Annotated in this window: 13 protein-coding genes; 7 read left to right on the top strand and 6 right to left on the bottom strand. The window is 64.6% G+C overall.

Annotated elements, in window-relative coordinates; genetic code table 11:
- The 3 genes from GZ092_RS10500 to GZ092_RS10490 all read left to right on the top strand — a co-directional run.
- On the top strand, positions 1–1,554 hold a 1,554-nt coding region (locus GZ092_RS10500; protein WP_293636341.1), incomplete at its 5' end, for a DEAD/DEAH box helicase.
- Positions 1,555–1,842: 288 nt separating this feature from the next.
- Positions 1,843–2,349, top strand: coding sequence for a hemerythrin domain-containing protein (locus GZ092_RS10495; RefSeq protein WP_293636340.1), 507 nt, complete (start codon positions 1,843–1,845; stop codon positions 2,347–2,349).
- Positions 2,350–2,368: 19 nt separating this feature from the next.
- Positions 2,369–3,007, top strand: coding sequence for a YitT family protein (locus GZ092_RS10490; protein WP_293636339.1), 639 nt, complete (start codon positions 2,369–2,371; stop codon positions 3,005–3,007).
- A gap of 28 nt (positions 3,008–3,035) precedes the next feature.
- On the opposite strand, the gene GZ092_RS10485 is transcribed toward GZ092_RS10490, so the two are convergent.
- Both GZ092_RS10485 and GZ092_RS10480 read right to left on the bottom strand, forming a co-directional pair.
- Positions 3,036–3,980 carry a prenyltransferase gene (locus GZ092_RS10485; RefSeq protein ID WP_293636338.1) on the bottom strand — a complete coding sequence of 315 codons (945 nt, stop codon included), beginning with the start codon at positions 3,978–3,980 and terminating at the stop codon, positions 3,036–3,038.
- A 39-nt stretch (positions 3,981–4,019) separates the two neighbouring features.
- Positions 4,020–6,176, bottom strand: a complete 2,157-nt coding sequence (locus GZ092_RS10480) for a DUF262 domain-containing protein (RefSeq protein WP_293636337.1) — start codon at positions 6,174–6,176, stop codon at positions 4,020–4,022.
- Between the two features lie 209 nt (positions 6,177–6,385).
- Here GZ092_RS10480 and GZ092_RS10475 point away from each other — a divergent pair, with 209 nt between their 5' ends.
- Positions 6,386–7,168 carry an SDR family oxidoreductase gene (locus GZ092_RS10475; RefSeq protein ID WP_293636336.1) on the top strand — a complete coding sequence of 261 codons (783 nt, stop codon included), beginning with the start codon at positions 6,386–6,388 and terminating at the stop codon, positions 7,166–7,168.
- A gap of 21 nt (positions 7,169–7,189) precedes the next feature.
- Here the strand turns inward: GZ092_RS10475 and GZ092_RS10470 are convergent, their stop codons facing one another.
- The gene (locus GZ092_RS10470) at positions 7,190–7,900 is read right to left on the bottom strand and encodes an HAD family hydrolase (protein WP_293636335.1); all 711 of its coding nucleotides are present in this window, start codon (positions 7,898–7,900) and stop codon (positions 7,190–7,192) included.
- Positions 7,901–8,271: 371 nt separating this feature from the next.
- Between GZ092_RS10470 and GZ092_RS10465 the strand changes: the two genes are divergently transcribed.
- The gene (locus GZ092_RS10465) at positions 8,272–8,871 is read left to right on the top strand and encodes a hypothetical protein (protein WP_293636334.1); all 600 of its coding nucleotides are present in this window, start codon (positions 8,272–8,274) and stop codon (positions 8,869–8,871) included.
- Positions 8,872–8,949: 78 nt separating this feature from the next.
- Here GZ092_RS10465 and GZ092_RS10460 read toward each other — a convergent pair whose 3' ends face one another.
- Entirely contained in the window at positions 8,950–9,363 is a 414-nt protein-coding gene (locus tag GZ092_RS10460) for a MarR family winged helix-turn-helix transcriptional regulator (protein WP_293636349.1), read from the bottom strand.
- Positions 9,364–9,515: 152 nt separating this feature from the next.
- Between GZ092_RS10460 and GZ092_RS10455 the strand changes: the two genes are divergently transcribed.
- On the top strand, positions 9,516–10,067 hold the full coding sequence (locus GZ092_RS10455) for a PaaI family thioesterase (RefSeq protein ID WP_293636333.1): 552 nt from the start codon (positions 9,516–9,518) through the stop codon (positions 10,065–10,067).
- Positions 10,068–10,333: 266 nt separating this feature from the next.
- Here GZ092_RS10455 and GZ092_RS10450 read toward each other — a convergent pair whose 3' ends face one another.
- Positions 10,334–11,095, bottom strand: a complete 762-nt coding sequence (locus GZ092_RS10450) for a general secretion pathway protein GspB (RefSeq protein ID WP_293636332.1) — start codon at positions 11,093–11,095, stop codon at positions 10,334–10,336.
- Positions 11,096–11,099: 4 nt separating this feature from the next.
- Positions 11,100–12,791 (bottom strand): AAA family ATPase, encoded by a 1,692-nt coding sequence (locus GZ092_RS10445; RefSeq protein WP_293636331.1) that lies wholly within the window; start codon positions 12,789–12,791, stop codon positions 11,100–11,102.
- 295 nt (positions 12,792–13,086) lie between these two features.
- On the opposite strand from GZ092_RS10445, the gene GZ092_RS10440 reads away from it, so the two are divergent.
- On the top strand, positions 13,087–14,307 hold the full coding sequence (locus GZ092_RS10440; protein ID WP_293636330.1) for a 6-phosphofructokinase: 1,221 nt from the start codon (positions 13,087–13,089) through the stop codon (positions 14,305–14,307).
- The last annotated feature ends 41 nt before the right edge of the window (positions 14,308–14,348 follow it).

Below are 14,348 nucleotides of genomic sequence, written 5' to 3'. Positions count from 1 at the left end.
CTGCCCATGCTGCAGCGCCTGTCCTCCGAGCCTTCCCTGAAAAACAAGCGCGGCGTCAACGCCGTGCGCGCCTTGATCATGACCCCGACGCGCGAACTCGCCGCCCAGGTCGAGGAAAGCGTTCGCCTCTACGGCAAATACCTCGAACTCTCCTCCATGGTGATGTTCGGCGGTGTCGGCATGGGCGCGCAGATTGAAAAACTGCGCCGCGGCGTCGACATCCTGGTGGCCACCCCCGGCCGCCTGCTGGACCACGCCAGCCAAGGCACGCTGGACCTGAGCCAGGTGCAGATCCTGGTGCTCGACGAAGCCGACCGCATGCTGGACATGGGCTTCATCCACGACATCAAGAAGGTGCTGGCCCTGGTGCCCAAGCAGAAGCAGACCCTGCTGTTTTCCGCCACCTTCAGCGACGAGATCCGCGACCTGGCCAACGGCCTGCTGCGCGATCCGCTGCACATCCAGGTGACGCCGCGCAACACCACGGTGCAGCGCATCACACAGACCATCCATCCGGTCGGCCGCGGCAAGAAAAAAGCGCTGCTCACGCACATCATCAACGAGCACAACTGGAGCCAGGTGCTGGTGTTCACGCGCACCAAGTTCGGTGCCAACAATGTGGCCGAACACCTGACCAAAAGCGGCATCCCCGCGATGGCGCTGCATGGCAACAAGAGCCAGACCGCCCGTACCCAGGCGCTGCAGGATTTCAAGAGCGGCAGCATCCGCGCCCTCGTGGCCACCGACATCGCTGCCCGTGGCATCGACATCGACGAGTTGCCACACGTCGTGAACTATGAAATCCCCAACGTCAGCGAAGACTATGTGCACCGCATCGGCCGCACCGGCCGCGCTGGTAACAGTGGCGAGGCCGTGAGCCTGGTGTGCCTGGACGAAGAAGGCTTCATGCAGGACATCGAGCGTTTCACCAAGCAGAACATTGAAAAAGTCCTGGTTCCCGGCTTTGAAGCCGAGCCCGGCGAACGCGCCGAGCCGCTGGCCATGGGCCGCCAGACCATCTGGGGTGGCCTGGGCAAGCCACCAAGCCGCGACGTGATGCAGGCCGCCGCCAAGGCTGCAAGATCCGAAATGATGACCCGCATCCGCGACACCAAGGGCGCCCAGCCTGCGCGTGGCGGCAATGCCGGTCCAGCCGGACGCGGTCCCCGCGCCCCTGCCGGCAACAGCGCAGGCGCTGGCCGTGGCGGCAATGGCGGCGGCTTTGGTGGCAACGGTGGCGGCAATGCCGACCGCCGTGGACCGGCCCAGCCGCGCCAGAACGCAGGCTACTCGCAAGGTGGTCAGCCGTCTTTCAACCAGCCACGAAGCGCCCATGCCCCGGCACCGCGCCAGCGTGACCATGAGCCGCGCAATGACTTTGACAGCCAGCAACCGGCCAGCCACGCCTCGTCCGGCTTCCCGTCGTCGGGCCAGCCCAGCCGCAACAACTTCCGTGGCGGTCCGCGCAGCGGCGGCGGCGGTGCGGGTGGCGCAGGTGGCCGCAGCGGCGGACCTCGCCGTACAGGCGGTCCCGGTTCGTTCACCGGCCGCTAAACAGGCTTTGGCGGCGGGCTGATTCAAAGGAGTCAGGCGCCGCCCGGCACGCATCGCCCGGCAACCCTCTGTGGTTGCCGGGCGATTTTCGTTTTCAGGAAGAAATTTATAAGAAATATGCCTTTTGCGCAGTGCCAGAAAGCACTAACAGCTATCAAAAAAAGAGCATCATGACGCTCGGCGCCAGCGCGAGCATGGCGACATGGCCGCTTCATGACCTGGATCAGCCCCTGACGGTGCGCGATTCATTAAGCTCGCGGCTTTGAAAAAAACAGGAGCTTTCCTTCCATGCCATCACTTCAATGGTCCGACGCGCTGGTGCTTGAGCTGCCCGCCATGGACGACACGCACCGTGAATTCGTCGATCTGCTGGCTGTTGTTGACACCGCCGGCGATGACACGCTGCTGCCCCGCTGGCGCACGCTGGTGGACCACACCGATGAGCACTTCGGCCGCGAAGACCAGTGGATGCAGGACACGCGCTTTTCCTCGACCAACTGCCACAGCGTGCAGCACAAGGTGGTGCTGCAGGTGATGCGTGAAGGCATCGTCCTGGCCGAGGCGGGCGACCTGGGCGCTGTCCGCCAGATGGCGCGCGAACTCGCCATCTGGTTTCCGCAGCATGCCCAGAGCATGGACGCGGCGCTGGCGCTGCACCTGCGCAGCGTCGGCTTCGATCCGCTGACCGGCACGGTCGCCCTGCCCCAGGCGCTGCCTGCCAGCCTCATCCACGGCTGCGGAGGCGCCAGCTGCTCGGACAGTGAAACACTCGAACCGGCGGCGCAGGCCGCATGACCATGAACCGGCCTGCCCGATGAGCGCCGCCGCCGACACGGCGATCAACGCGGACACGCTGCCCGTCACGCGCCACCGCTGGTACGAGGACATCCAGGCGCTGGTCATCGGCACGCTGTTCGTGGCGCTGGGCGTGGTGATGTTCGGCACCGCCGGGCTGCTCACGGGCGGCACGGCGGGCATTGCCTTTTTGATCCACTACGCCACCGGCGTAAGCTTCAGCCTGGCGTTTTTCGTCATCAACCTGCCTTTTTACGTGTTTGCCTGGAAACGCATGGGCCAGGCCTTCACCGCCAAGACCTTCGCGGCCGTCGGCCTGCTGTCGCTGTTCGTTCATTTCCTGCCGCAGGGCCTGCACTTTGACTTCTTGTCGCGCCCCCTGGCAGCGGTGCTCGGCGGGCTGCTGTGCGGCACCGGCATGCTGATGCTGTTTCGCCACCGGGCCAGTTTGGGCGGACTGAACGTGCTGGTGCTCTACCTCCAGGAGCGCCTGGGCTGGCGCGCCGGCAAGGTGCAGATGGCCATGGACGCGCTGATCGTGCTGGGCGCGCTGATGGTGGCCGACGGCGAACGGGTCGCGCTGTCGGTGCTGGGCGCGGTGGTGTTGAACATGACGCTCACCATCAACCACCGGCCCGGCCGCTACATGGCAATCTGAACGAAAAAACTGCAACGGCGGTGGCGTTTCAAGGCCTGGCGCCCAACACCAGCGTGACGGAGATCAACAAGCCATGAAGATTCGCGGAAAGAATGGTGGCCTTGATGGCAGGCCCGAGCCGGGCCGGCTTGTCTGCATCGGCAAACAGTCGCCGCAAGGCCATGAACGACAGCACAGCCGGCAGCAGTCCCAAAGCGGACCAGGGCGGCAAGGCGCCCGCCATGACAGCAACTGCCAGCCAGAGGTAAGCCGCAGCCGTCAGAACCAGATAGCCCCAGCGGGCTTTTTGCGTTCCCAGGCGCACGACGAGCGTGCGCTTGCCGGCGCGGGCATCGCCCGGCGCGTCAGGAAACTGGTTCAGATAAAGAATGGCGGCCACCAGCAGCGCGAAAGGCAGGCCGGCCACCAGGGGGCGTGCGGCAAATTCTCCACGCTGGACAAAATCAGTTCCCAGCACCACCATCAGCCAGCCGCCCGCAATCGCGCCTTCGCCCACCCCGCGCGCCATCAGTTGCAAAGGAGGCGCCGAATAGGCCCAGGCGATCAACAGGCCGGCCAGGCCGATCCAGATCAGCCCGCCGGCTGAATGCGCCGTCAGCCACAGACCTGCCGGAATCACTGCGGCCAGCAGGCCATAACCGAAAAACCGGGTTTCGCGCAGGCTCAGCACGCCGTTCTGGATGAACCGGCTGCCGCCGGTAAAGGGAAACAGGCGTTCTTGATTACCCGCATCCGCGCCGCTCAGGGCATCGTGGTAGTCGTTGATGACATTGGCTCCGGCGTGGGCCACCAGCGCGAACAACACGGTCAGCAGGGCCTTGCCTACGTCAATCACCAGGCCGTCGGCGCTGGCGCTGCCCAGTCCGATCAGGGCACCTGCCAGCGTGACACTGAGGAACGCAGGACGTGTCGCAGCCAGGTAGCGTACCCAGGGGTTGGCAAAACGCTGCGGGCTGGGTTCGGTGGGTTTCATTGAATCAATACTCCGGCATTTGCATGATGCGGCCACGCCTTACCCGGCCGATGCCATGTCGTCCATCTGGCGCTCAAAGGATTGCCGAATCAGCCCCATCACGTAAGGGAGTTCTTCCTGGGTGGTCAAACTCACCTCAACGCAACCGTTGCCCCAGCGGCCGAGATGGGTGACATCCCGGCACAGGCCTTTAGGATCGTCGATTTCATGAAAAGGCATGTTCAGCGACAAGCGAAGCCGCCTGGCTTGCGGAACCACATCGACGAAATTGGTTTCAGCCTTGTAGGCAATGTAGAGCTTGAGCACTTCTTCGTTGACGCACGGGTCCAGCGCCAGCACCGCCTGCTGCAGTGCATGGAACAGCTCGCGCAAGGGCACAGAAGCGAATTGCGAATGGTCGTCCAGGCTGTAGGACAGGCCGGTTTTTGCCGCTTGGGGCCTGTAGGCCTGGAGCACATCGTCGGCCAGTTGGGGCACCGGCCAGACACGCGCTGCTTCCCGGGCCAAGCACTCGGCACGGGCCTGAATGGCAGACTCATTCCATACCGGCACATCACCCATTGAATGCATTTTTCCCTCCATTTCAAACGGCAGCCGGTTCAACCGCAGCGGGCTGCTCGCAAAGCCGATGGCGCTGCCGTCGGAAGTGCGAACGGCATGCTGCTTGCTGATGAAAGGCTGGTCGCTGTACTCGCTGTTGTAGCCGGTCAGGGTCAGGTTGCCCAGCGTATGCAGCCAGATTTGCTGGATGCGTTGCCATTCAGGCCCCAGCGCGGCCTGCCACTGGGGCGACAGGTTGACGTTTTGCGGCAGGATGTGCTCAATCGTGTAGTCCTCGACCACCACGCGCTCTTTGCGGCCGTGGTTTTCCAGCCGGCGAAGCCAGTAGCTGCGGCTGCGAAACTTGTACAGGTCACGCTCCTTGAGCTTGCGCTGGAACTCTTCGTCGCGCGGAAAACTGCGGTACGAAGGCAGCAGCAGGAAAGCGGCCTGCACGCTTTCCAGATAGCGGTCTTTCTTGAGCGAGCGCGACAGGCTGGCAAAGGTCTTGTTCATCGAATTGGTCGGGATGGCGCAAATCGCCCGGCGAAACACATAGCTCTCGACCAGCCGCACGATCTGGCGCAGTTCATCGACCGAAAGGTGCTGGTGCCGGTAGTCGCGGTAGGCGTCCAGCAAAAAGGGATAGGCCACATCGACCTTCAACTCGCGCAGGTCATGAAACGCCTGCCTGAGCGCCGGCTCTTTCTCGGCGTCAAGCGCTATCGCCCAGTAATAGGTGGCATAGGCATGAACGTCAGCGACCAAGGCGCGGATGTCGCCCGTCAGGCTGTGCGCGTAGCGCTTGAACGCCACATAGACTTCGCGCACATTGGGAATTTCACCGGTTTTGGCGATCAGGTAGTCGCGCATGAAAGCGTCGAAATGCGTGGCATAGGCATCCTGGCCAAAGCCCTTTTCCATCGGCCGCCAGTGGGTCTTGTACAACTCGGTTTGCAGCGCAGGCTCCAGCCCCATCAGGATGAAGTTGCGGATCAGGTCGGCCTGGCTCAGTTCCAGCCCGGTGGAGTTCATGCTCTCGAAAATCAGTTGCGGGTTGTCCTGCGACCGGTCCAGCGACACATCGACGATGACCAGCTTGGCAAGCCCCTGGCAGATGGCTGGCAGCTCGTCCTTGTGCTGCTCGATCAGCGTCTGAAACATCGCATGGTTTTCAACAATGCGCGTGCTGCTTGAATCAGGCAGGGACCTGGACTGCAGCAAAGCAAGCAAGGTGTCCTTGTCGGTTTCAGACAACAGCAGCTTGAAATGGCGCTCGCCGTCCTCGTTGGGGTTTAAAAGATAGTAGTTGCGCAGTTTTTTGGCGGAAAAGCTGTCGAGCAGCTCAACCAGTCCATTTTTTTCAAAATGACTTGCCAGCGCGGCGATCAGCAAGGTGCAGGTCGTCAGGCGCTGCTGACCGTCAATCACCAGAAGCGGCTCAGGCCTTGTGACGTTCAACAAGCCATTTTCGACATACACAATGGAGCCAATGAAGTGTGCATTCAGCGCGCTGTTGCGGCCGGCGCGCAAAAGATCGTTCCAAAGTTGCTGGCATTGCGCCAGTGTCCATGAATAGTTGCGCTGGTAGATTGGAATCACGAATTGCGGTGACGCGTACAAAAACCTGAGCAGATTGGCCTGAATGGCTTTCATGGGTTCGCTTTTGAAGGGGACGCTGGCGGGAATTGCGCCAATCATGGATACAACCCGAAACATTGTCGCAGACGCTCACACACGATCTGCACCGCAGCTCAAGGGCACGGGTCCTGCAGCACGATGTCATAGCGGGTGCATGAAAATGACGGTGCATCCGTTCAGTCATCCCACAAATTCATAGCAATCAACGCAGACAGGACAAGCGCATGATCAATAAACCATCCATAATTTCCTTCGGCCTGGCGAATCGCGTCTGCATCGTCACCGGCGGCGCGCAAGGCATTGGCGAGGCCTGCATCCGCCGCTTTGCCCGCGAGGGCGCGCAGGTCGTCATTGCCGACATTGACGACACGCGCGGTGCGGCGCTGGCGGCGGAACTGGGCGGCGTGTTTGTGCATTGCGATGTCGGCGACAAGGCGCAGGTCGATGCGCTGGTGGCGCAAACCATGGCCGCGCACGGCCGCATCGACGTGCTGGTGAACAATGCCGGGATTTTCAGGGCCGCCGATTTCCTCGACATGACCGAAGCCGATTTCGATGCCGTGCTGCGCGTCAACCTGAAGGGCGCTTTCCTGATGGGCCAGGCGGTGGCGCGCGAGATGGCCCAGGCCGGCCGGGGCAGCATCGTCAACATGAGTTCGGTCAATGGCGTGCTGGCCATTCCGACGATTGCCGGCTACAACGTCAGCAAGGGCGGCATCAACCAGTTGACGCGGGTGATGGCGCTGTCGCTGGCTGACAAAGGCATTCGTGTGAATGCCGTGGCGCCGGGCACCATTGCCACCGAGTTGGCGGCGAAGGCGGTGCTGACCAGCGAAGCGGCCAAGGCGCGCATCATGAGCCGCACGCCGATGCGGCGCCTGGGCGAACCGTCAGAGATTGCCGACACGGTGGCCTACCTGGCCAGCGACGCCGCCAGCTACATCACTGGCGAGATCGTCGTGGTCGATGGCGGCCGCATGACGCTGAACTACACCGTGGAGCCTTGAGCGCCTTCGCGTGCCAGGGCGTCATCCGGCGACCCGGGCTGCGAACCCGACCAGCATGGGCTGGAATACCGGGTCGTCATAAGCGCGGAAGGTGGCGTAGTCCGGATGCGGCTTGCTGGCGCGAATCAGCACGCGCATGCCCGCCCGGCTGGCGGCCACGCCGTCACGGTCGATGCGGTCGCCAATCATCAGCGCGCGCGGCGCATCCACCCCGGTGCGGCGAAGGATGGCCAGCAGGCCGGCCGGGTCCGGCTTGAGCCGGGCCACCTCGGCGTCGGTGGTGCACACGACCGGCGCGGCCTGCAGGCCCAGCGCCGCCAGCTTGTCGGTGGCCGGGTAGTCGGAAAACACGGCAATCTGCTTGCCTGCGCTGCGCAAGCCGGCAAACAGCGCATCCACGTGCGGGTAGCGGCAACCGGCCAGGAACGGCAGTGGCTGGCGCTCCATCCATTCGTGGGTCAAGGTGCGCACCTCGCCTTCGGTCTTGTGGTGCTGCGCGGCAGTCCGGGCATATTGCAGGCGCATGAAATCTGCTTCCGGCCGGTCGCCGAGCGCTTCACGCACCTGGCGAAAGGTGCGCAAGGTCCGCAGCGTGTCCAGGCTGCGGGTCTGCCAGGTGGCGGCCAGCAGGCGGCGCAGCATGGCCAGGCGCAGGCGCCGCTGGTCGTACAGCGTTCCGTCCACGTCGAACACGACCAGGTCGATTTCTTTCCAGTTCAGCAGGGGACTCAAGGGGATTTCTCCAGGGCGATGTACAACGGCTCGCCGGCGTCCGCCGGGGACGCTGATTGTGCACAGGATGGGCTGTCATTTTTCGGGAACACGAGGCAGAGACTCGAAACGCCCCGTACGTGGTCTGCGGCAGTTCCCTGGACCACTGCGACGCAAGCCATTAAAAAATCGCCCCGTCACCTGGGTCAGACCATGCAACCAAGGGCGGTGCAGGACGCCCAGAACCCGCGGCCATCACGTCACTGATCCGGAACCAATCGCTTTTCCGCCCGGCTGATTGCAGGACGACGGCTTATCTTGTCGTTCGGCCGGGGCCTACAGTCGCAGGGCCGGGCCTGAGGCAAAGTAGGCGTTTTAGCAGGAGACTGACGGTGAAAAAATGGAAACTGGTCATCAGCCAGGGCCTTCTTGCAGGCAGTCTTGCCAGCGTCATTTCCACAGCGGTGCTGGCAATTGCCGGCCGCCGCGAATCTGGCAGCGCGGCGGCTCCGCTGAATGCCGTCAGCCACTGGTACTGGGGCGATGAAGCCTTGCGCCAGAACAAAGCCGACCTGGCCCACACTGCGGCAGGCTACCTGACGCACCATGCCGCAGCCACGTTCTGGGCCACGCTGTATGCAGCCCTAGCCAGCGACCGGCCGGCTTTGCGCACCACACCCGGCATCGTCTTGGGTGCGGCGGCCACCAGCGCCACCGCCGGCTTGATCGATTTCAAGTTCACGCCGCAGCGCTTTACGCCCGGCTATGAACACCGCCTGTCAACCGGCGCGCTGCTGGCAGTCCATGCCGCGCTCGCCATCGGACTGGCCGCTGGCGCCCTGGCCCTTCGCGACCAGTACCGGGACGATGAACAGCCGGAAGACGAGGAGCCCGAAGCACCCGCGCCACGTATTGTTCGCCATGTAAGAGCCGGCCGTGCGCGGTATGTCGAAGCCGATGACCGCAGCCGCTTCCTGAAGAACACGCCTTGAATCCTTGCGGCGCCTGAACTGCTTCGCAAGCCAGACGGCGATGGTCCGGGGAGCAGGGGTTGCACCAGGCTTGCGGATTCATCCTTCATCCGCTCCGGTTCCGTTGCCGGTGTCAACAGGCACCAGCAGTTCGAGGGATTCGTTGATCAGGCCGTGCAGCGCCAGCACACGGCCGGCGCCCAGACGCTGGTTCAGGCTTTCCTGGGCGACCTTCCAGTAGCCCAGCGCTTCTTCGCGCTTGGCACGGCCGGCCGGCGTGATGCTGACGGTGCGGCTGCGCGCATCGCTGCCGGCGGCCAGTTCAAGCCAGCCGGCATCGACCAGCGGCTTGAGGTTGCGGCTCAAGGTGGACGCGCTCATCTTCATGTTCCGCGCCAGTTCCCCCGGCCGCAGCGGGCCGAGCTTGAGCACATGGCTGAGCAGCGAATACTGCGTGGTCTTGAGTCCGGCGCCCGCCATTTCCACATCGTAATGCTGGGCCACCTGGCGCATCAGCTGGCGCAGCTTGAAATGGGTGCAACCCAGGGTTTTTAATGCGGCCCTCAGATCGGCGTCAGGCAGGTCTTGAACAGGGTCTGGCTTATCATGCATAATTTAATTGTAGCTGCAACTATTGCATATGCAAATTAAATTGGAGAGATAGCATGACCGGCAAGCGGGACACATTGAGCGAGTGGATGGAAGAAAGCGCGGCGGTGCGCGTCAGGCTGCTGGCGGGCGGCGGAAAGCCCGGCCTGGCCAGCCGCGAAGGGATGGCGGGAAAGACCGGCATGCAGATCATGCAGGCCATGCTGGCCGGCGAACTGCCCTACGCGCACATCGCCGAAACGCTGGAATTCGCGCTGATCGCGGTCGAGCCCGGCAAGGCGACCTTTCAGGGCACGCCGCAGCTCAAGCACTACAACCCCCTGGGCACAGTGCATGGCGGCTGGTATGCCACGCTGCTCGATTCGGCGGTCGGCTGCGCGGTGCACACCCTGATGCCGGCGGGCCGAGGCTACACTACGGCCGAGTTGAGCATCAACATCGTTCGGGCGGCCTCACACGACACCGGGCCGCTGCGTGCCATCGGCACGGTGATCCACTGCGGCAAGCAGCTGGCCACGGCCGATGGCCGCATCGTCGGGCCGGACGGCAAGCTGTATGCCCATGCCACGACCACCTGCCTGGTGTTTGACTTGGCGGCGCGGCAGTAAAGGAAGAAGGCGAAAGCACGCTGCCCTTGCTTCACGGCGCAAAAAGCATTCAGGGCGACCGAGGCTTTTTGCTACTGGATTCATAGCTGCCTGCGCATACCGTGCAAGCGGTAGTGGCCTTTTTTCCTGATCAGAGGCGTGCTTCAGACAGGCATGAAATCCGTCATTCCCGCGAAGGCGGGAATGACAAGCGGTTTTAGTCTGAGCCCTTGATGCGCGCCAAGAGGCCTGGCAGCGGCCGCTCAGTGCAGGCAGGCGGGAAAAAATCAGTGCGCCACGCGAAACCGTGTGCCGCGAAAACTGAACACCGAACTTTTCGCCTGGATTTCCACCAGCGTCACCTCAGGGGCGGCCAAGCTGCCCTGCGCAAGCACCTGGTTGTTCACCAGCAGCAGCCGCTTGTCCGGGTTGGCCGAATAAACCGAGCCGGTGATGACCAATGGCGGTATCTGGCGACGCAGGTCTTCGGACAGATCGCCGAACAGTTGCACGGCGGGCGCCGCTGCCGGGCTTGCTGCTGGCTTGGCGACGGGGTTGGGGTCGGGTTTGGGCCTGGGCGGCGGCGGCACTGCGATGGCGCGCTCTGCAAGCACCGGCCTTGGCGCGGGTCGTGTAGCAGCGGGGGCAACGGCGGGCAGCGGCGACGAAACGGCTGCGCGTGGCGCCGAAGGGGCGGGCTGCGGTGCGGATGGCGATGCGGTGACGGCCGGAGGCGTCGGTGTCGGCGCAGGCCTCAGTGTCGGCGCGGGCGCTGGCTGCGCCAATGGCACGATCACCGGTGGCCTTGCCACAACGGGTTCCACCGCAGCCAGGCGCACAGCCGCGTCAGGCGTTCGCCACATCCACCAGCCAGCCGCCGCCATGCCGGCCAGCGCCAGGGAGGCACCAGCGGTCAACCAGACGCGACGTTGCGCGCGGCCAGCCGTCTGGGGCGACGGAGTGATCGTCTGGCGGGCATGCAGGCCGGGCACGGCGCCGCGCTCGCGCTCGGCTTCGGCCCGCTTGAGGGCATCGAGGATGTAGGACATAGGTTTACCGGAGCGATGGCGGTTGGGTTTGCAGGCGCGGCGCGTCCGCATTCGTGGCGCTGTCGATCTGCATGAAGGTCAGCGGGCCGGGCTGCCCGTCGGCGTCCAGCCCCTGGGCGCGCTGGAAGGCGCGCACGCGCGCCCTGAGGGCCGCGTCCAGCAGCGGCGGGGCGGCAGAAGCGAGCGGCGCGGGTGTGCCTTCCAGCACGGCCAGTTGACTGGCCAGCTGGCGGATCACCGGGGCAGCGCTGTCGCCCTGCAGCCCGGCGGTGTAGCCCGGCGGCGGGCGCCAGTAGGTGGCGAACTCGCCGCGCCACAGCCGGCCCAGCGACACCAGCCTGACCGTGTGCAGGCCGGTGGCATCCTGCAGCGTGGCGGTCTGGTCGTCCAGCCCGACGAGGACGGCATGCACTGGCGGGCCATTGCCCGCATGCAGCGTCAGGATGCCGGGGCGGCCGAGCTGGCGCAACAGCGGCACGGTCATGCCGTCGGTGCGGTAGCACTGCAACTGCTGCGCGCTGGCGGCCAGGCAAGGGTCGGCGTCGGTGGCGGGCAGTTTCCAGGCGGGCGCCAGCGCGCGCCAGGCCACGTTGATGTCGGCCGGGAGTTGCGCCACCAAGGCGTCGATCTCTTCGGCAGGCCGCAGGGCGGGCGGCTTTTCCGGTGCAGGCGATGAAGATCCAGCCTGGGGGGCCGCCGCGCCTGACGCCAGCGGCCGGGACGGTGCTGACACCTTTTGCGCTGGTTTGAACAGCAAAAAAACCGCCAGTGCGGCGCCGGCCAGCAAGGCCAGGCCGCCCAGCGCATAGGCGGCTGGCCGCGTTCCGGCGCCCGGTGCATGCCCGGCATCCAGCCCGAACACCTCGGCCGCTGCCTTGTCGATCACCTGCCGGTTCACGCGAAACATGCCGTTGGCCCAGGCCCCCAGCAGCGCGCGCCCGCACAGCAGGTTGATGCGGCGCGGCACGCCGCCCGCCAGGCGGTGGATGCGCTGGAGCGCGGGACGGTCAAACGGCAGCGGGCCGGTGAACCCGGCCACCGCCAGGCGATGCGCGATGTACTGCGCGCTCTCGGCCCCGGTCAGCGCGTCGAGGTGAAAGCGGGCAATCACGCGCTGCGCCAGTTGCTCCATCTCGGGGCGGGCCAGCAGCGTTCGCAGTTCGGGCTGGCCGATCAGCACGATCTGCAGCAGCTTGCGCTCGCTGGTTTCCAGGTTGGTCAGCAGGCGCAGCTGCTCCAGCACATCGGCGCTGAGGTTCTGCGCCTCGTCAATGATCAGCACGCTGCTTTGCCCGGCGGCGTGCGCCTGCAGCAAAAAGGCATTCAGCGCGTCGATGTAGTCCTTGACCGTGGGCGGGCTTGAAGCCGCCGCTGACGCCGCCGTGATGTGGAATTCCTCGCAGACCGACTGCAGCAGCTCGGTCACGGTGAGTTTCGGGTTGAAGATGTAGGCGACATGACAGCCCGCAGGAATCTGCTCCATGAAGCAGCGGCAAATCGTGGTCTTGCCGGTGCCGATGTCGCCCGTGAGCAGCACAAAGCCGCCACCCGTGCCGCTGCCGGCGCCTTGTGGTCCGGCCACGCCATAGAGCAGATGCGCCAGCGCCTCGCGGTGGCGCTCGCTCATGAACAGGTAACGCGGGTCGGGCGCGATGGAAAACGGGTCCTGGCTCAAGCCGAAATGGTGCGCGTACATAGGCTGCAAGCATAGCGGCCACCGGCCGGGGCGTTCACCCTGCCCTTCGCGCGATGGCCGTGCGGCGCCTGTCGGCGCTGGGTTGCCAGCGGCTTTCGGCTGGATTTGTCATCAAACAAGGCGTTTGCGCAGGTTGGCCGAGCGCGGGCAGCTATGTTTTTCATAGATCCATCGTTTCGCGTCATCCCCCGGTCCGCCATGATGTGTACGATGACACCGGGCACTTCGACATCTCAACCCGCCCGCATTCGTCGCCTGACAGCATTCGCTGGCGACCCTTCCAAAGGAACAATCCATGGCATCCGGAAAAATACTCGTCGCCCAGGGCGGCGGCCCGACGGCGGTGATCAACCAGTCGCTGGTCGGCGTGGCACTGGAGGCGCGACGCTTTGGCGAAGTGCAGCGTATCTACGGCGCGCGCCACGGCGTGCGCGGCATCGTCAATGAAGATTTCGTCGATCTGACGCAGGAAACCAGCCACAACCTGGAACTGGTCGCCGGCACGCCGTCGTCGGCGCTGGGCTCGACGCGCGACAAGCCCGACATGCACTACTGCCAGGAAATCTTCAAGGTGCTGCAGGCGCACCAGATCGAGCATTTTTTCTACATCGGCGGCAACGACTCGTCGGACACGGTGCGCATCGTCAGCCTGGAGGCGCAAAAGGCCGGCTACCCGCTGCGCTCAATTCACATCCCCAAGACCATCGACAACGACCTGGTGGGCAACGACCACACGCCGGGCTTTCCGTCGGCCGCACGCTTCGTGGCACAGGCCTTTGCCGGCGCGAATCTCGACAACGCCGCCCTGCCCGGCGTCTACGTGGGCGTGGTGATGGGCCGCCACGCCGGATTCCTGACCGCTGCGTCCGCACTGGGCAAGAAGTTTCCCGACGACGGCCCGCACCTGATCTACCTGCCCGAGCGCACTTTCGTGCTGGAGAATTTCCTGGCCGACGTGAAGGAAACCTATGCACGCTTCGGGCGATGCGTGATTGCCGTTTCCGAAGGCATCCACGATGCGTCGGGCGCGCCGATTGCCAGCTTGCTGGCGAAAGACCTCGAGCATGACGACCATGGCAACGTGCAGCTGTCGGGCAACGGCGCGCTGGCCGACCTGCTGTGCGAGGAGATCAAGGCCAAGCTCGGCATCAAGCGGGTGCGCGGCGACACCTTTGGTTATTTGCAGCGCTCCTTCATCGGCTGCGTGTCCGACGTGGACCAGCGCGAAGCGCGCGAGGTTGGCGAAAAAGCCGTGCAGTTCGCCATGTGGGGCGCGCAGGACGGCTCGGTCGCCATCAAACGCACCGGCTTTTATTCGGTCGATTACGAGCTGCTGCCTCTTGAAGCAGTGGCCGGCAAGACGCGGGTGATGGAGGATGAATTTATCAGCGCCAGCGGCACCGACGTGACCGATGCGTTCAGGATGTACCTGCGCCCGCTGCTCGGCTCGGGCATGCCCGACGCGTTCAGGCTGCGCCACCATCCGGTGGCCAAGGTGCTGAATCGCGGGCGCTAAAGCAGCATCCGGTGCGCCAGCACAGCCTGCAAACTTCTCGC

The sequence above is a fragment of the Polaromonas sp. genome (assembly GCF_010365105.1).
Lineage (GTDB): Bacteria > Pseudomonadota > Gammaproteobacteria > Burkholderiales > Burkholderiaceae_C > Polaromonas.
This window is presented reverse-complemented; position numbering and strand designations above follow the sequence as displayed.